This is a genomic window from Aristaeella lactis, from assembly GCF_018118585.1.
Lineage (GTDB): Bacteria > Bacillota > Clostridia > Christensenellales > Aristaeellaceae > Aristaeella > Aristaeella lactis.
This window is the reverse complement of sequence record NZ_CP069421.1, coordinates 871,187-888,937: the sequence shown is the minus strand read 5'-3', so window position 1 is coordinate 888,937 and position 17,751 is coordinate 871,187. Positions and strand designations below refer to the sequence as shown.

Genomic DNA, 17,751 nt, shown 5'->3' with positions numbered 1-17,751 from the left:
TCCGAAGGAGAGAGATTTATGGCAACCACCAAGCAGAAACTGATCATTGTCGAATCCCCCGCGAAAGCGAAAACCATCGGGAAATACCTGGGCAAAGGGTATAAGGTTGAAGCTTCGCAGGGACATGTCTGCGACCTGCCGAAAAGTCAGCTGGGCGTTGATATTGACCATGATTTTGATCTGAAATATATCACAATCCGCGGACGCGGCGACATTCTCAGCCGTATACGCAAGGAAGCGCGGAACGCCTCCCAGGTTTATTTCGCGACAGACCCTGACCGCGAGGGAGAAGCCATCAGCTGGCATCTGTTTCACGTACTTGGCGTTGATGAATCTGCTCCGTGCCGGATTGAATTCAACGAAGTTACCAAAAAGGCTGTTCAGGCAGCCATTAAGAAGCCCCGTAAGCTGGATATGGGCCGCATTGATGCCCAGCAGGCCCGTCGTGCCCTGGACCGTCTTGTAGGCTATAAGATCAGTCCTCTGCTCTGGGTAAAAGTGAAAAAGGGCCTGTCCGCAGGCCGCGTTCAGAGTGTTGCCACCCGTATGGTGGTGGAGCGTGAACGCGAGATCGATAATTTCATTCCCGAGGAATACTGGGATATCAGCGCTGAATGCGCAGCGGGCGGAGAAAAGAAGCCTATCGCTTTCACCGCTAAATTCGTCAGCCTGGACGGTAAAAAGTGCCCTGTTTCCAGCAGGGAAGAAGCTGAAAAGATTAAAGCGCTGATCGAATCCGGCAGTTTTTCCGTTACCGACATTCGCAGGAAGGACAAAAAGAGGCAGCCCGCTCCGCCTTTCACAACCTCCAGCCTGCAGCAGGAAGCCGGCAGAAAGCTCAGCTTTACGACTGCCAAAACCATGCAGGTGGTGCAGCAGCTCTATGAAGGTGTTGACCTGCAGGGAGAAGGAGCGCAGGGTCTTGTAACCTATATCCGTACCGACAGCGTACGGATCAGTGATGAAGCCATGACCGCCCTGCGCGCGTTCATCCCGGAAAAATACGGCAAGGAATTCCTTCCTAAAGTAAAGAACGAATTCAAGGGACGGAAAAACGCGCAGGACGCGCATGAAGCTATCCGTCCTACGGACGTAACCCGCACCCCCGAATCCATCAAAGCATCCCTGACAAGGGAACAGTTCATGCTGTACCGGCTGATCTATAACCGTTATGTGGCCAGCCAGATGTCCCCGGCTGTCTATGAAACCCTGTCCGCGGAGATCACCGATAAACGGATCGGCCTTCGTTTCTACGGAGAACATAAGACTTTTGCCGGCTTTACCGCCCTTTATGAGGAAGGTACGGACGAAGCCACGGATAACGTGGAAATGACCCTTCCGGCCCTGAAGGAAGGCCAGAAGATCACGGTCAGCAAAGTCAGTACAGACCAGCATTTCACTCAGCCGCCGAGCCGCTTTACAGAAGCGAGCCTGGTTCGTACGCTGGAAGAAAACGGGATCGGCAGACCTTCCACATACGCGCCTACCATCACCACCATTATTTCCCGCGGATATGTTTCCAGGGAGAAAAAGCGTCTTTTCCCGACAGAGCTCGGTATCATGGTGACCGAGATGATGGAAAAGTATTTCTCCAGGATTGTTGACACTGAGTTTACAGCCATCATGGAAGAAAAGCTGGACGAAGTGGAGGAAGGTAAGACCGACTGGAAACAGATTCTCCGGGAATTCTATCCGGACTTTGTATCCACCCTTTCCGTGGCAGAAAAAGAAATTGAAAAAGTTGAGGTCAAGGATGACGTAAGCGATGTGCGCTGCGATAAATGCGGCTCCATGATGGTCTACAAAATGGGTAAATACGGCCGCTTCCTCGCGTGCCCGAATTTCCCGGAATGCAGGAACACCATGCCGATCCTGAATTATATCGACGCTTCCTGCCCGTTATGCGGCAAGCGGCTTCTGGAAAAAACCAGCAGGAAAAACAGAAAGTTCTATGGATGCGAAGGCTATCCCGAATGTGATTTTGTCAGCTGGGACAAGCCTGCCAATGAAAAATGCCCCAAGTGCGGACAATACATGATCGAGAAGAGGAACAACAAGGGCGAAACGCTGCATCTCTGTACCAATGAAAACTGCCGGTTCAAAAAAACCGTTGCCGGCGCAGAGGAAGAAGAGAATGAGTGATCGTACCGCAACGGTCATCGGAGCCGGTCTCGCCGGCTGTGAAGCCGCATGGCAGCTGGCGCAGAAGGGGATACAGGTTCGTCTGATCGAAATGAAACCCGTCCGGATGTCGCCGGCGCATCATTCCGAACAGCTGGCCGAACTTGTATGTTCCAACAGTTTCCGCGGCGACAGGCTGACCAATGCCGTCGGACTGCTGAAGGAAGAAATGCGGATTATGGGTTCGCTGATCATGCGCTGTGCTGATGAAACACGCGTACCGGCCGGCGGTGCCCTTGCAGTGGATCGTGATTCCTTTTCAGCGCATGTGACAAAAGCTGTTTCAGAACATCCCCTGATTCAGCTCGTCCGAGAGGAAGCTGTATCCATTCCCGACGGTCCTGTGATCATTGCCACCGGTCCGCTGACAAGCGACAGGCTGGCTGAGGTGATCATGTCCGTTCCCGGTCTGTCAACGCTGAATTTTTATGACGCCGCGGCACCCATCGTCCTCAGGGAGTCCCTGGACGAAAACAAGCTTTTCCGCCTCAGTCGGTATAACAGGGGAAACGACTACCTGAACGCCCCCATGACAGAAGAACAGTACACTGTTTTTATCAATGAGCTGGTAAGGGCTGAGACTGCCGAAGTGCACGGATTTGAGGAAAACCGTGTGTTTGAGGGCTGTATGCCGATCGAAAGCATGGCGAAGCGCGGCTTTATGGTTCCTGCTTTCGGGCCCATGAAACCTGTCGGCCTGGCAGATCCCAGGACAGGCAAAGAGCCTTTCGCTGTCGTTCAGCTCCGTCAGGACAATGCTTCCGACACCATGTATAACCTTGTGGGCTTCCAGACTCGTCTTAAATTCGGTGAACAGAAACGCGTCTTCGGCCTGATTCCCGGACTGGAACATGCCGAGTTCGCCCGTTACGGCGTTATGCACCGGAATACTTTCCTGAACAGTCCCGGATTCCTGAATGCGTCCTTTGAAATGATCAGCCGGAAGCAATGCTTCTTCGCCGGACAGATTACCGGTGTGGAAGGCTATGTTGAAAGCGCCGGAAGCGGACTGGTTGCAGGATTAACCCTGGCCGCCGAGCTGAACGGCACCGAACCGCCCGTCTTCCCGTCATACACAGCCCTTGGCGCCATGGGAAAACATGTATCCACCCCGAATCCGAATTTCCAGCCGATGAACTGCTCCTTCGGGCTGATTGACCCGCTTCCGGTTGTTCCGGGTCAGAAGCGCCTGAAAAAGAAGCAGGACCGGTATGAAGCAGTCGCGGAGAGAGCCCTGGCCTATATCCGATCCATGAGTTCAGAGACAGGAGGGAATTGACGATGTCCAGTCCTTTCAGAGGTACCACCATATGCGCCGTGAAGCGCAACGGCCAGATCGCCATTGCCGGTGACGGCCAGGTGACAATGGGGGAGCATACCATTTTCAAAACAACAGCCCGTAAGGTTCGCCGTCTTTATAACGGCGAGGTTGTTGTCGGCTTTGCCGGCAGCGTCGCTGATGCTTTCACGCTGTGCGAAAAGTTCGAGGAGAAACTGCAGCAATGCGGCGGAAACCTGGAGAAGGCCGCTGTGGCCCTGGCCCAGAACTGGCGCGGTGATCAGATGATGCGCCAGCTGGAATCCATGATGATCGCAGCCAATAAAGACAGGCTGCTGATCCTCAGCGGTACAGGCGAGGTAATCGATCCGGATGAAGGAATCGCCGCGATCGGTTCAGGCGGAAACTACGCGCTTGCCGCGGCCCGCGCGCTGCTTCAGAATACCGACCTGAGCGCCGCTGAAATCGCCGAGAAGGCCCTGCATATCGCGGCAAGCATATGCGTTTATACGAATGATCATATTATCGTCGAAACTGTTTAAAGGCAGGTGAACACCATGAGCGAGCAACTGACACCCAGGCAGATTGTACACGAACTGGATCGTTTTATTATCGGCCAGGACGAAGCAAAAAAAGCTGTCGCCATTGCCCTGCGGAACCGTTACCGCCGCAGCCGGGTGGAAGGTGATCTCCGTGATGAGATTATTCCGAAGAATATCCTGATGATTGGTCCCACCGGTGTAGGTAAAACGGAAATTGCCCGCAGGCTCGCCAAGCTTGTCAGCGCTCCTTTTATCAAGGTGGAGGCCACCAAATTCACCGAAGTCGGCTATGTGGGCCGGGATGTGGAAAGCATTATCCGTGACCTGACCGAAAACGCTGTCAGAATGGTCCGCAGGGAACATGAGGAACGTGTTATGCCCCGGGCGCGGGTCCTGGCTGAGGAACGCCTCAGCGATATCCTGGCACATGGTCCCCGGAAGAACAACGCCTCCAATCCCCTTGATTTCCTGCTTGGAAAACAGAAGGAACAGCAGCCCAGCGGAGAAGAAGTCGCGGCTCTGGCCCGGCGGAAGGAAGATATCCGCCAGCAGCTGATGCGCGGCGAAATTGAAGACACTGAGCTCGAGCTTGAAGTGGAAGAGGAAGCTCCCACCCTTGAAGTCGGTGGAAGCAGCATCAGCCTGGGCGATATGATGGGCAACATGATGCCCAAACGCACCCGGATGCGTCATGTGAAGGTCAGCGAAGCCCGGAAGATCCTGACTGACCAGGAAGCTGCCAAACTGATCGATAATGACGCTGTCCAGGAAGAGGCGGTGTACAGAACCGAGCAGAACGGCATCGTATTTATCGATGAAATCGACAAGATCGCCAGCGCTTCAGGTGCCCACGGTCCTGACGTGAGCAGGGAAGGCGTACAGCGCGATATCCTTCCCATTGTGGAAGGCTGCACCGTCAGCACGAAATACGGAGCCGTAAAGACGGATTATATGCTGTTCATTGCTGCCGGAGCATTCCATGTCAGCAAGATCACAGACCTGATTCCCGAGCTGCAGGGCCGTTTCCCGGTGCATGTGAAGCTGAAGAGCCTGACAAAGGAAGACTTCATGCAAATCATGACTGTGCCTGAAAACGCACTCACCAAGCAGTACCAGGCTTTGCTGGCTGTGGACCGGGTGATGGTCACGTTTGAGGAAAGCGCCATCTCCGCGGTGGCTGAAGCGGCATGCAACGCCAACGAAAACGCCGAAGACATCGGAGCCAGGCGGCTGCACGCCATTTTCGAGCAGCTGCTTGAAGACGTTCTGTTCAACGCCGGCGATGAAAACATGCCGCCCTTTGAGCTGAAAATCGATGAAGCCTATGTGAACGAACGGCTGAAAGGTGAGAACCGCCCGATGGACATCCGCAAGTTTATTCTTTAATGCATAATCAATACCGCCTGACGCTTTGCAGGCGGCTTTTTTCATGTTATAATCCATTCAAAACAGGCGGGGAGGATCTTCATTATGATTAATACAATCGGTATGATCGGCACCGGAAATATGGGATCAGCGATTCTGCGCGGCATTGTGGAAGCGGACTATGTAAAAGCTTCCCAGATCATCGCGTATGATACAAGCAGCCGCAGGATGAACGAACTTTCTGAAGATCTTCCGGGTATCATGATCGCCCGTGACTGCCTTGAGGTAGCGGAAAAAGCTGACCTGATCATCCTGGCGATCAAACCGATCTATGTGAAGGATGTCATCGATGAGATCCATTCCGGCCTGGACGGAAAGGCAGTCCTCAGCATTGCTGCCGGCTGGACAGTCAGCATGCTGGAAAACGCGCTGTACGGAACCACGGCCACTTACCTCCGGGTGATGCCCAACACGCCTGCCCTTGTTGGCGAAGGCATGACAGCGATCTGTGACAACACCACCTTCTCCAAGGAAGATTTCAACTACGCAAAGGGAATCTTCGATTCGGTAGGCAAGACAAAGGTCCTGCCCGAAAGGCTGTTTGACGGCGTTGTCGCGGTCAGCGGAAGCAGTCCCGCCTATGTTTACATGATGATCGAAGCGATGGCTGACGCTGCCGTAAAAGAGGGAATTCCGCGTGTATATGCCTATGAAATGGCAGCCCAGAGCGTCCTGGGCAGCGCGCTGATGGTCCTGTCCTCCGGTACGCATCCGGCAGCCCTGAAAGACGCGGTCTGCTCACCCGGCGGAACCACCATCGAAGCGGTGGAAGAACTGGAACGCAAAGGATTCCGTGCTGCCATTATGGACGCGATGGATGCCTGCGCCAGAAAGAGCCGGGAACTGTCCAAGGAATAAGGAAGAGGTAATAATCCCAGATGGATGAAAACAGGAAATCAGTCAATATTTATACAGACGGCGCCTGCAGCGGCAACCCCGGCCCGGGCGGATGGGCTGCCATCCTGGAATTCGGTCCGCACAGGAAAGAGCTGAGCGGATATATGGCCGGGACAACCAACAACCGGATGGAACTTTTCGCAGCCATCAGCGGTCTGGGCGCCCTGAAAGAGCCCTGCAATGTGAAGCTCTATTCTGACAGCAATTACCTGGTCCAGGCTTTCAATGACCACTGGATCGAAAACTGGAAGAAAAACGGCTGGAAAACAAGCAGCGGGGCCAAAGTGGAAAACCAGGACCTGTGGTTTATCCTGTCCGCACAGACAACGAAACACAACGTGACATTCATCAAGGTTAAAGGTCACGCGGACCATCCGGAGAACAACCGGTGCGATGAGCTGGCCAGGGCCGCGATCGATGAATACAGGAGAATCAACACAGAACCTGCCGAAGAGCAGAAATAATCAAAGTATTACAGGCGGAGAATGGCTATGATCCTTTATGAAGGCAGGCCTGAAGACGTTTCCGGAAGGCTGGCCAGGGAAATACGCACCTATGATTTCCTGGATAAACTGGGAATTTCTTATCAACGGACCGATCATGAACGCGCGGATACAATGGAAGCCTGCAACGCGATTGACGCAGTACTCAATGTTGTGATCTGCAAGAATCTGTTCCTTTGCAACCGGCAGAAGACGGCTTTTTACCTGCTGATGATGCCCGGCGGCAAGAAATTCAAGACCAAACAGCTGTCTGCACAGATCAATTCAGCGCGTTTGTCCTTTGCGGAAGCGGAAGATATGCTGAAATACCTGGATATCGAGCCTGGAGCTGTGAGCATTATGGGCCTGATGAACGACAGGGAACACAGCGTCCGGCTGCTGATCGACGAGGATATACTGAAGGATGAATACATCGGATGCCATCCCTGTGTCTGCACATCCAGCCTGAAAATGAAAACGGCTGATGTCCTGGAACGTTTCCTGCCGGCTGTGGGCCATACTTACAGAACGGTACAACTGAAAGGGGAGGAATGACTCCCTTTTTTTTCGTGCAGAAATGATCAGCTGACACAAAACATCTATGAAGCAGGAAGCAGAAAATACAGTCATACAGGATGCTGGTTGACAGACCGGGCCGGTCATGATATCATAAGCACAGATATATAACTATTCGCTAAACCACAGTTTTACGAATAGTTGGACCTGAAAAAGCGTTTACAGGGCTATAACGTTCCGGGAGGGTCTGTTCCCATGGCAGAGAGAACCAATCGTTACAGAGAAGATATGGATGCGAAACGTATCCTGCAGATTCGTGATATCACCCACGACCTTCCTCAGGCCTGCGGTGATTTTATCCGGTCCATCGCTATATCCACTAGCACGCTGACGAGGCTCGCATATGCCATCGATCTGAATACATTTTTCACCTTTCTGCACAATGAACGCATCAGCTTTTCCGATAAGCCCCTACGCTTTATGACGGACCAGGACCTGGAAAAACTCGACAGAACCGATATCATCGCCTACACCGAATACCTGACCTACTACCTGAAGAATGAAGATGATTCTTCGGTACCTAACAAAGTATATGTAAATCATGAACTGGCGATTAAAAGAAAACTTTGTTCCATTCGCTCCTTTTATGATTATCTGTTCAAAAACCAGCGGATCTCCTCCAACGTGACCGAGCTTGTCCCCCTCCCCAAGATCCATGAGAAACCGATTATCCGCCTGAATAAGGACGAAATGGTTCGTTTGCTGGACCAGGCGCAGACCGGTGACCAGCTGACCAATCATCAGCAGAAATACCAGAAACTGACGGCAAAACGTGATTTCGCGATCCTCTCCCTGTTCCTGGGCACCGGAATCCGCGTCAGTGAATGCGTCGGTATCAATATTGCGGATGTTGACCTTGAAAACAATGCTTTTATTGTCACACGCAAAGGCGGAAACCAGGTTGTGCTATATTTCCCGCCTGAAGTGGCAGATGCGCTGGCCGAATATATGGAGGAACGTTCCCGTACAGAGGCCGTGGAAGGTCATGAAGACGCCCTGTTCCTGAGCCTTCAGCGGCGCAGGATCACACAGCGTGCCGTACAGAACCTGGTCAAAAAATATGCTGCTGTTGCTGCGCCCCTGAAGACCAAAATCAGCCCGCATAAGCTCAGAAGCACGTACGCCACCAATCTGTATAATGAAACAGGAGATATTTACCTGGTGGCGGACGTACTCGGCCATACTTCCGTGGATACCACCCGTAAACACTACGCGGACATGACAGACGCTCGCAGAAGAATGGCTGCGGAACATGTCCATCTTCCGGGTGATCCTGATTTTCATCAGTAAAACATGATCCGGTCCACTATTTTGGGACCGGATCATGTTATGTCTTTTATTTTTCTGTCAGTTCAAGGATACGCTTCGTCAGCTTTTTCAGTTCGCTGTTGGAATGTCCCTTCAGGCTTTCGGCATAGACGGTCAGTTTCTTTACAGCGCTGATCAGATCCCTGAAAACATCATCGCGGCGGGAACGCGGCGCAGCGTCACGGACAGATTCACCGGCCTGTTTCTGCCTGTATACAGGTTCTGTAAGCCTGATCCACTCCCCTTTCAGCAGGTCGAATTCCGAACCCGAATACGGAGCGCAGGCCTGCAGGCTGAATTTCTCACAGACAGCTTCCGCCAGTCCTGTACAGGACTCATCATCCCCGTGATTGACAAATACAACAGCAGGTTTTTGCTCAAAGGAAGCAACCCAGTTTATCAGTCCGTCCCTGTCAGCGTGTCCGGAAATTCCGGCCAGCAGCGCCACCTGGGCATTGACGTCGATTTCCTCGCCCAGGATCTTCACAGTCGCTGCACCGTCATAGATAATTCTTCCCAGGGTGCCGTTGGCCTGGTATCCGGCAAACAGGATCGTATTCCTTTTGTCCCAGAGGTTATGTTTCAGGTGATGCCTGATCCGGCCGCCTTCGCACATACCGCCGGAGGAAATGATGACCTTGGGTGTCTGATCTGTATTCAGCGCTTTTGATTCCTCAGAGGAGACAATGGTATTCAGTCCGTCAAACCAGATGGGATTCTGTCCGTCCGCCATGATCTCCTTTGTGGCCGGATCCAGGCAGTCCTTGCTGCACTGCAGGAAGACAGCCGTAGCTTCGTTTGCGAGCGGGCTGTCCACATATACGGGAAAAGACTGGAATTCCGGCAGCATATGATTCTGTTTGATCTCCCGGAGGAAATACAGGATCTCCTGCGTTCGGCCCACAGCAAAGGAAGGAATAATGACAGTGCCTCCCCTGCTGAATGTCTGCCTGAGGATCTCGGTCAGCGCAGGAACAGGTGCCTGCACGGATTCATGCAGCCGTGTTCCGTATGTGGATTCGATCAGCAGGTAATCAGCTTCTTTGATTTGCTGCGGATTATTGATGATCGGCTGATCAGTGTTTCCCACGTCTCCGCTGCAGACAAGCTTCTTTTTGATGCCCCGGTCTTCCAGGAAAAATTCAATGAAGGAGGAGCCAAGAAGATGGCCCGCGTCTGTAAACCGGACAGACAGCCCTTCATCGATCATATAAACCTCTCCATACAGGCAGGGCCTGAACAGTTCCATCGTGCCAGCCGCGTCTTCGGCTGTATAAAGCGGTTCCACCACAGCACCGCTGTGGCGCAGGTTCTTTTTGGTTTCGTATGCGGCATCGGTTTCCTGGATATGGGCACTGTCTGCCAGCATGATCGAGCAGAGGTTTGCGGTTTCAGGCGTGGCATACACTGCTCCGCGGAATCCCTGCTTGTAGAGGAGCGGCAGCAGACCGGAATGATCAATATGGGCATGGGTCAGGAAAACGTATTCTATCCTGGAAGGCGCTACGGGAAGCTCTGACCGGACGTACTCGTTTTCACCCTGTTCCATTCCGTAATCAACCAGGAAATAACGGTCATCCATCCATTCCACAAGCGTACAGCTTCCGGTGACCTGGTGTGCCGCGCCGATAAAAGTGATCTTCATTCCGTTCGGACCTTTCATTGTTTATGATTGCCAAACAGCAGTGAGGCCGATATAATAGATAAGCTTTTTGTACTGGCAGAAGGTTTAGGGTTCTTCGGTATCCTCCTCATGTTCCAGTACAATACCGTCAATACCGATTCCGCGGTATTCCGCGTCTCCGTTGACACACTTCATACAGTTGTCACAGATTTTTTCCGGATCGAGATCGCAGCGGTCGCATTCCCCGCAGCCGATACACTCCCGGTCATACAGTACACATTGTTTATGTACGGCCATCGTTCCGGAACACCTCCTTTTTGCCCATTATACATTTACTCTGAAAGGAAGGTCAAGCACAGGCATGGTTGAATTGAGATGCTTTACAGAGAAGGAATATCATCAGTTTTTCAAGGGATATATATCAGATCCGTTGATGGATCCGGTTCCTTTTGTATATAATAAAGAGCAGATATCCCGTTCCTATGCCTATAACCACGGAGGATACAGGGAAAACTACGCGCATTTCGGTATTTTCCAGGACGGAGTGCCCGTTGGCTCATTCCAGCTGAAAAGAATGGACCCCGTAAGCAAAAAATGTGAATTCGGGATCATCCTGCAGAATGATCTGGTGAAAAACCGCGGAATAGGAACCGAAGCGATCAGGCTGGGTCTGGAAGCGGCCCGGGAGCAGTTCGGAATGAAGACAGTTATCGGCGATACCATGGGCAGAAACAAGCGCATGATCCACGTGTTTGAGAAACTGGGATTTACGCTGGTTGAAACCATACCCGGATCCTTTGAGCTTCCCGGCGGTATCCGGGAAGACAGGCTGGTGTTTGAGAAAAACCTTGAGGAGGTCTGATGATCTATGGCAGCAAAAATCACGCTGAAACCCGGAAAAGAAAAACGTGTTTATACTTTGCATCCCTGGATCTTCAAAAGTGATATAGACCAGGTTGATGCCCAGTGCCTGCCCGGCGATACGGTTGATATAATAAGTTCGAAGGGCCGGTTCCTTGCCAGGGGTTACTATAATCCAAACAGTCAGATCGCTCTGCGGATTTTGACCTATCATGAAGATGAAGCTGTGGACCGTGCATTGATCTTCCGCCGGATCCATGAAGCGGTAGAATACAGGCGTTCTTTTGCCGATCTGAAAAGCTGTCGTGTTGTTTTTGCTGAAAGCGACAGGCTGCCCGCGCTGATCGTGGACGCGTTTGATGATATCCTTGTTCTTCAGTGCCTTGCGCTTGGCATGGAAAGATTTAAACAGGATGTGGTGGATGCCCTGGTGGAAGAGCTTCATCCCAGAGGCATATGGGAACGCAACGACGTTCCCGTACGCAGGCTTGAAGGCTTGGATATGTGCACAGGTCTTCTGTACGGAGAAGTACCGGACCGTGTGCAGATGGTTGAAAACGGCGTAAAATTCTGGGTGGATGTAAAAGAAGGCCAGAAGACCGGTTTTTTCCTGGATCAGAAGGAAAACCGGGCGGCAATCGCTCCGTTTGTCAAAGGCCGCAGAGTCCTGGACTGCTTCACGCATACGGGTTCTTTCGCCCTGCACGCGGGATATTACGGCGCCAGTGAAGTGACCGGTGTCGATATCAGCGAGTACGCCTGCACATTTGCCACCGAAAACGCAAAGCTCAACGGACTGGAAGACAGGGTTCATTTTGTGACCGCCAACGCGTTTGACCTGCTTTCCGACCAGAGCCGGAAAAAGGAAAAATATGATGTCATTATCCTGGATCCCCCTGCCTTTACGAAAACACGCGGCGCTGTGGACAGCGCTCTGAGAGGCTATAAGGAAATCAACCTGCGCGCGATGAAAATGATCGAAACAGGCGGCTACCTGATCACCTGTTCCTGCAGCCAGCATGTTCTTCCTGAAATGTTCCGTAATATGGTGCTGGATGCGGCCAGGGACGCAAAAGTGCTCCTGCGGCAGGTAGAATTCAGGACACAGGGAAAAGATCATCCGATTCTTCCCTATGCCCAGGAAACAGAATACCTGAAATGCGGTATCTATCAGGTTTTCAGATAAGAAAAGAGAAAAGCGAAACTCAGATATCGTAGCCGAGATTTTTCAGGTCTGAGACATTGTTACGCCAGTCCGGACGTACCTTCACCCAGAGCTTCAGGTTGACATGTGTATCGAGCAGTTTCTCGATATCGCCTCTGGCTTCGGTACCGATTGTCTGGAGCATGGCTCCGTTTTTTCCGATAATGATGCCCTTATGCGCGCTTCTCTCGCAGTATACGGTGGCGTTGATCTCGGTAAGACGGTCACTGAGCTGCTCGATCTTCATAATTTCAACATCGATCCCATGCGGCACTTCGTCCCTCAGGTGGCGAAGTGCTTTTTCACGGATAATTTCAGCACAGAGGATACGTTCCGGCTGATCTGTGATCATATCATCAGGGAAATAACGCGGTCCTTCTGGAAGCTGTTTCCTGATACACTGAATCAGTTCATCCACTCCGCTGCCGGTTTTTGCGCTGACAGGAATGATCTCATCAAATCCGGCATCCGCTGCTTTGGCTGTGGCGGCAAGGATTTCTTCCGGGGATGCCAGGTCGATCTTGTTCAGGGCCAGGATCACCGGCACCTTCTTCCCTTTCATATCCGTAGCAATGGTCAGGTCATTATCGGTCAGATGGGTGACATCAAAAATGACCAGGACCGCATCCATTCCGTCCATGGCATCCCGTACGGAATGCATCATATACTCTCCCAGACGGGTACGCGGATCATGGATACCGGGTGTATCCAGGAAAACGATCTGGTAATCCGCCTGTGACAGTACGCCCATGATCCGGCTGCGCGTCGTCTGCGGTCGGCTGGATACAATGGCAATCTTTTCACCGATCATCCGGTTCATCAGGGAGGACTTCCCGACATTGGGCCTTCCGATAATGGTAACAAATCCGGAATAGTGCTTCTGTTCCTGCTGTTTCATAATGATCTCCTGTTTACTGATCCATGCTGTGCGGCCCGAAACCTTCAGGCAGCAGCTCTGTAAGTTTTTTCTCCTCAACATGGCCCGGCCATGTGACAAGGATCCTGATATCCGGCGCGAATTCGTTCAGTACCTGCCTGCATGCGCCGCAGGGCCAGGCTTTTGTCGTGGCGGCGATAGCGATGGTATCAAAGGAAAGCGCGCCTTCGCTGACCGCCTTGAACAGTGCTGTACGTTCCGCGCAGTTTGTTAATCCGAAGGAAGCGTTTTCAATATTGCATCCTGTAAAGATCCTTCCGTCAGTGGAATGCAGTGCCGCGCCAACTGGATAGGATGAATAAGGCGAATAACTTTTTTTCATGGCTTCCCGTGCCGTTTCCAGCAGCTGTTCGTCTTTTTCCGGATCTGTGTCCCGTGTTACGGAAGCGGCTGAAAGAATCTTTTTCTCCATTGCTCTCATCCTTTTCTTATCATCGTCTTCTATATGATCATATCCCATCAGATGACAGATCCCGTGAACCAGGAGGTATACCGCCTCCCTCATTTCAGAATGGCCGTATTCCCTGGCCTGAGCTGCCATATGGGGAACTGAGATAAACAAATCCCCCAGGAAAACCGATCCGTATTCATCATCATATTCCTGCCTGAGAAGAGCAGGACAGCTGCCTGCTGTTTTCCCTTCCGGATAACGCACTGAAGGAAACGATAATACGTCCGTGGAGCGGTCGATCCCCCTGTATTGTCTATTGATTTCCTGAATGGTTTCATCATCGCACATGCATACGGAAATAGCACAATGCGCAGAAACGTTTTCACATTTCAGGCAAAGATCCGCCGCGGCCTGCATTTTCTCCAGGATATCATCATCAGTCTGATATCTTATATCCCAATCAATCAGCACTTTCTGCCTCCCTGCCGGTCTCCTGAACGGCATTATTCTGTTCATCAGGCTTTTCCGCGGCATTCACTTTCTTTTCCGCCGCGTTTCTGTTCTCATTGGCCTGATCAGAATCCGAAGACTTTTCCGTGTTCTTTACGGATTCATCTTCTGAAACAGTCTGGCTCGTTTTTGTTCCGGGCTGAACAGCGTATTTCTCCACTTTGGGATACTCTATTCTTTCATGATAAACGCCTTTAAGGATGCCGGAGAAAGCACTGCAGATCTCATCAATGTCATGCAGTGAAAGCGGGCATTCACTGAGCTGTCCGTCTTCCAGTTTTCCGCGGATGAGGCGTTCAATATACTGGTCAATGGCTTTAGGTGTAGGATCCTTCATGGAACGGACCGCGGCCTCAATACTGTCCGCCATCATCACAATGGAAGCTTCACGGGTCCTGGGTTTGGGACCAGAATAACGGAAATCATTAATATCCACATGTTTGCCGTCAGACAGCTGAAGCGCCTTATGATAGAAGAACATCACAGGAGTCACGCCATGATGCTGCAGGATAATATCCTGGATTTCAGGAGGCAGGTGTGCCTTCTGGGCCATCAGCGCGCCGTCCTTTGTATGGGAGGTCAGGATAGCGGCGGAAATATAAGGATCTGTTTTTTCGTGCGGATTGGTCCCGTGTTGGTTTTCGCTGAAATAACCCGGCCGTTTCAGTTTTCCGATATCGTGATAATACGCGCCGGCACGGGCCAGGTAAGCGTTGGCGCCGATCTTATCCGCGGCTGCTTCCGCCAGGTTCGCGACGATGATGGAATGGTGATAGGTTCCGGGCGCCTCGATCATCAGCCGTTTCATAAGAGGATGATTTGGATTGGCAATTTCCAGGAGCCTGCTGGGCGTAGCCAGGTGGAATACCGCCTCAAAGGCAGGCTGCAGAGCCACGGCGATGGTGCCGCTCAGCAGACTGCCCGCTATGGTCCAGACTCCGGTCTGAACCATATTCAGCGTTTCCGCGGAGGTGAGCAGTTTGATGCCGGCGATCATCACAACATTGAAAACCGCGGCGATCAGTCCTGACAGCAATACGCGTATACGCTGGGGCCTGCCCTTCAGGAACCAGACTGTCGCCACACCGCAGGACAGCGTGTTGGCTGTGATAAGCACAACATCGTAGAATGATGTAGTGCTGCTGCAGGAAGTAATGGCGGCAAAAAGCAGCGTTAGCGGAACCGTCAGGACAAGTCCTGCCCTGTAACCGATGAGAACCGTTCCGAGGATCGCACCAAGGGATATCGGAATAATATAGATGCTGGGAAGCAGCGTGGCCAGGACGGCTGATCCGACGCAAAGAACAAGGATGATCAGGATAACCGCCAGTTTCCGGATATCCGTCAGTACGTCCTTCAGCAGCAGCCGGAGCATCATCAGAAGGATCACCATGGAAACAAGCACAATAATGGATGCTCCGTAATAGACGGAGTAATCATAGTCATTTTCATTCAGCATGCCCAGGCTTCTGATCATTTCGACCTGGCTGAGGGTGATACGGTCTCCTTCACGGATAATGTTCTGCCCCTGCAGGTAAACGATCGGTTCAACCGCGTCCCTGGCTTTCTGGCGGGCCTCTTCTGTTTCTGCCGGATCTATGATCATATTCGGCTTGATACAGGTCCGCAGGACAGTCGGTACGATGATCTGGGTGAACGAAATGTCCAGCGAATATCCGACGTTCTGCTGAATGAGGTTGATCGCCTGGCTCACCTGTCCCTCACGGATTGTGGACGAGTTCAGGGAATTTTCCACAGCTTTCGTGACGGTACTGACCATTTTTTCAAATTCATTTGTATCAGACCTGAGGATGATTTCCATCTGGGCACGGTTCAGTTCAAGAATGTCCACCATGGAGAAAGCATACTCGATCTCCTCTTCGGAAAACGGACGGTCCGCAATCAGCTGACCGTTTTCGTCCGTTCTCAGCGTCAGTCCGTATTGCTGGATGGAACGAAGCTCCTGGAAAGCGTCGGCAAGGGATGTAAGTACTTCTTCCTTAACTCCCTGTTTATAATGATAATTCGGCGTAACCTGTTCCGCGGCTGCGTTCTGCAGCTGCTCTGTTGTGACCTTATCGATGACATCCTTCGTGGCGTCAATCGTGACATGGGAGATTGAATTGACACGAAGGTCGTATTTACGCGGAGTACACACACATAACAGCAGGCCGAGGATAATCAGAAAAGCGGCCAGGATCATCAGGAGACATGTGCTTTGTGAAGAGTGCAGCCATTTCCGGAAAGAATCCCTGAAATTCCTTCCTTTTTCAGCTTTGTTCTCTGTCATTGTTCGTCCTTTCCGGATACCTGATCCGAAACACGTGTTTTTTCGTATGCTTCAACGATCTGCTGTACCAGTTCGTGCCGGACAATATCCTTGCCGGACAGCTCCACAATACCGATTTCCGGGATATTCCGCAGAAGGTTCACAGCTTCCGCCAGGCCGGATTTCTTGCCTGCGGGAAGATCTGTCTGGGTAATATCGCCTGTAACAACAACCCTGGAACGGAATCCCATGCGTGTCAGGAACATTTTCATCTGCTCTGATGTGGTATTCTGCGCCTCATCCAGGATAATAAAGGCATCTGACAAGGTGCGTCCGCGCATATAAGCCAGCGGGGCCACTTCAACGATACCGCGTTCAATGAGCTTGTTATAGGAATCTGAACCCATGAAATCATACATGGCATCATAAAGGGGACGAAGATAAGGATCCACCTTCTGGGTCAGGTCTCCGGGCAGGAAACCAAGTTTTTCCCCAGCCTCAACAGCCGGCCTTGTGAGGATGATTCTTTCAACTTCCTTGTTTTTCAGAGCCATCACAGCCAGGGCCATGGCCAGGTAGGTTTTGCCTGTTCCGGCAGGACCGACCGCAAAAGTGAGTACATGGTTCCGGATGGTATCCACATAGAGTTTCTGACCGACTGTTTTGCAGGTGATCTCTTTGCCGCGGTGTGTTACGGCAATAACCCTTTTCAGGTTTTCCTCGATCTGAGATACTTTTCCTTCGCGCACCATGGCGATGGTATAACGGATCCTGATCCGGTCAACGTTTTCATTCCTGTGGATCATTTCAAGGAGAAGCGTAATAACCTGTCCCACAAGCTCCCTGTCTTTTTCCTCACCGGTAATCACAAGATGATTGCGGCGCAGCGCGATGCTGACGTTGCATTCCTGTTCGATCAGCGCGATGTTGCGGTCATTCATTCCGAAAAGTGAAACATAGGCATCCATGGACTCAGCTGTAAGTTCGAGTTCTGTTGCTTCAGGCAAATCTGTGACTCCCCTTCTTCAGATTCTTTCTATAATATAATGATAATGAAATAATACTGTTTGTCAAACAAAATCACCTTCCTGCGGGATGCGGATATTCCGCGTTTTTTCGTGGATTGATGCCGCATTTCCGTATCCCCTGATCATATACAAAGAAAAGACAAAAAAGTGCCTGAAATGCTGACGGTTTCTTTATTGACACCTTTTTTGAATTATGTTAGTATCCATGTAATTTCATATTGATGAAAGACGATGATG

At 51.6% G+C, this 17,751-nt stretch carries 16 protein-coding genes and 1 other annotated feature (1 of these 17 running past the window's edge); of the genes, 10 read left to right on the top strand and 6 right to left on the bottom strand.

Annotated elements, in window-relative coordinates:
* Positions 1–18: 18 nt before the first annotated feature.
* From topA to JYE50_RS04220, 8 genes are all read left to right on the top strand, one after another.
* Complete coding sequence (gene topA, locus JYE50_RS04255; RefSeq protein WP_084094637.1) at positions 19–2,142, top strand: type I DNA topoisomerase; 2,124 nt, start codon at positions 19–21, stop codon at positions 2,140–2,142.
* Positions 2,135–3,460 (top strand): methylenetetrahydrofolate--tRNA-(uracil(54)-C(5))-methyltransferase (FADH(2)-oxidizing) TrmFO, encoded by a 1,326-nt coding sequence (gene trmFO, locus JYE50_RS04250; RefSeq protein ID WP_084094636.1) that lies wholly within the window; start codon positions 2,135–2,137, stop codon positions 3,458–3,460. Before topA ends, trmFO begins: the two co-directional genes overlap by 8 nt.
* A gap of 2 nt (positions 3,461–3,462) precedes the next feature.
* Positions 3,463–4,002 carry an ATP-dependent protease subunit HslV gene (gene hslV, locus JYE50_RS04245; protein ID WP_084094635.1) on the top strand — a complete coding sequence of 180 codons (540 nt, stop codon included), beginning with the start codon at positions 3,463–3,465 and terminating at the stop codon, positions 4,000–4,002.
* A 15-nt stretch (positions 4,003–4,017) separates the two neighbouring features.
* Complete coding sequence (gene hslU, locus JYE50_RS04240; RefSeq protein ID WP_084094634.1) at positions 4,018–5,388, top strand: ATP-dependent protease ATPase subunit HslU; 1,371 nt, start codon at positions 4,018–4,020, stop codon at positions 5,386–5,388.
* A gap of 84 nt (positions 5,389–5,472) precedes the next feature.
* Complete coding sequence (gene proC, locus JYE50_RS04235; RefSeq protein ID WP_084094633.1) at positions 5,473–6,285, top strand: pyrroline-5-carboxylate reductase; 813 nt, start codon at positions 5,473–5,475, stop codon at positions 6,283–6,285.
* A 20-nt stretch (positions 6,286–6,305) separates the two neighbouring features.
* Positions 6,306–6,788 (top strand): ribonuclease HI, encoded by a 483-nt coding sequence (rnhA, locus tag JYE50_RS04230; RefSeq protein ID WP_084094632.1) that lies wholly within the window; start codon positions 6,306–6,308, stop codon positions 6,786–6,788.
* Positions 6,789–6,815: 27 nt separating this feature from the next.
* Entirely contained in the window at positions 6,816–7,361 is a 546-nt protein-coding gene (locus tag JYE50_RS04225; RefSeq protein ID WP_084094631.1) for a prolyl-tRNA synthetase associated domain-containing protein, read from the top strand.
* 216 nt (positions 7,362–7,577) lie between these two features.
* Complete coding sequence (locus tag JYE50_RS04220) at positions 7,578–8,672, top strand: tyrosine-type recombinase/integrase (RefSeq protein WP_084094630.1); 1,095 nt, start codon at positions 7,578–7,580, stop codon at positions 8,670–8,672.
* Positions 8,673–8,718: 46 nt separating this feature from the next.
* Here the strand turns inward: JYE50_RS04220 and JYE50_RS04215 are convergent, their stop codons facing one another.
* Together JYE50_RS04215 and JYE50_RS04210 are read right to left on the bottom strand one after the other, a co-directional pair.
* Entirely contained in the window at positions 8,719–10,335 is a 1,617-nt protein-coding gene (locus tag JYE50_RS04215) for an MBL fold metallo-hydrolase RNA specificity domain-containing protein (RefSeq protein WP_084094961.1), read from the bottom strand.
* A gap of 84 nt (positions 10,336–10,419) precedes the next feature.
* Complete coding sequence (locus JYE50_RS04210; RefSeq protein ID WP_084094629.1) at positions 10,420–10,611, bottom strand: hypothetical protein; 192 nt, start codon at positions 10,609–10,611, stop codon at positions 10,420–10,422.
* A 64-nt stretch (positions 10,612–10,675) separates the two neighbouring features.
* Here JYE50_RS04210 and JYE50_RS04205 point away from each other — a divergent pair, with 64 nt between their 5' ends.
* Positions 10,676–11,176: a GNAT family N-acetyltransferase gene (locus JYE50_RS04205; RefSeq protein ID WP_084094628.1), complete on the top strand. Its 501-nt coding sequence runs from the start codon at positions 10,676–10,678 to the stop codon at positions 11,174–11,176.
* Positions 11,177–11,182: 6 nt separating this feature from the next.
* Positions 11,183–12,361, top strand: a complete 1,179-nt coding sequence (locus tag JYE50_RS04200; protein WP_084094627.1) for a class I SAM-dependent rRNA methyltransferase — start codon at positions 11,183–11,185, stop codon at positions 12,359–12,361.
* 19 nt (positions 12,362–12,380) lie between these two features.
* On the opposite strand, the gene era is transcribed toward JYE50_RS04200, so the two are convergent.
* From era to JYE50_RS04180, 4 genes are read right to left on the bottom strand one after another with little or no spacing between them, the layout of a single operon-like run.
* Positions 12,381–13,277: a GTPase Era gene (era, locus tag JYE50_RS04195; protein WP_084094626.1), complete on the bottom strand. Its 897-nt coding sequence runs from the start codon at positions 13,275–13,277 to the stop codon at positions 12,381–12,383.
* Positions 13,278–13,290: 13 nt separating this feature from the next.
* The gene (ybeY, locus tag JYE50_RS04190) at positions 13,291–14,178 is read right to left on the bottom strand and encodes an rRNA maturation RNase YbeY (protein ID WP_179138206.1); all 888 of its coding nucleotides are present in this window, start codon (positions 14,176–14,178) and stop codon (positions 13,291–13,293) included.
* Positions 14,168–16,507, bottom strand: coding sequence for an HD family phosphohydrolase (locus tag JYE50_RS04185; RefSeq protein ID WP_084094625.1), 2,340 nt, complete (start codon positions 16,505–16,507; stop codon positions 14,168–14,170). Before JYE50_RS04185 ends, ybeY begins: the two co-directional genes overlap by 11 nt.
* Positions 16,504–17,493, bottom strand: coding sequence for a PhoH family protein (locus tag JYE50_RS04180; protein WP_283399146.1), 990 nt, complete (start codon positions 17,491–17,493; stop codon positions 16,504–16,506). The genes JYE50_RS04185 and JYE50_RS04180 overlap by 4 nt, the downstream gene beginning before the upstream one ends.
* A gap of 243 nt (positions 17,494–17,736) precedes the next feature.
* Positions 17,737–17,751: a binding site (T-box leader), on the top strand (it continues 224 nt past the right edge of the window).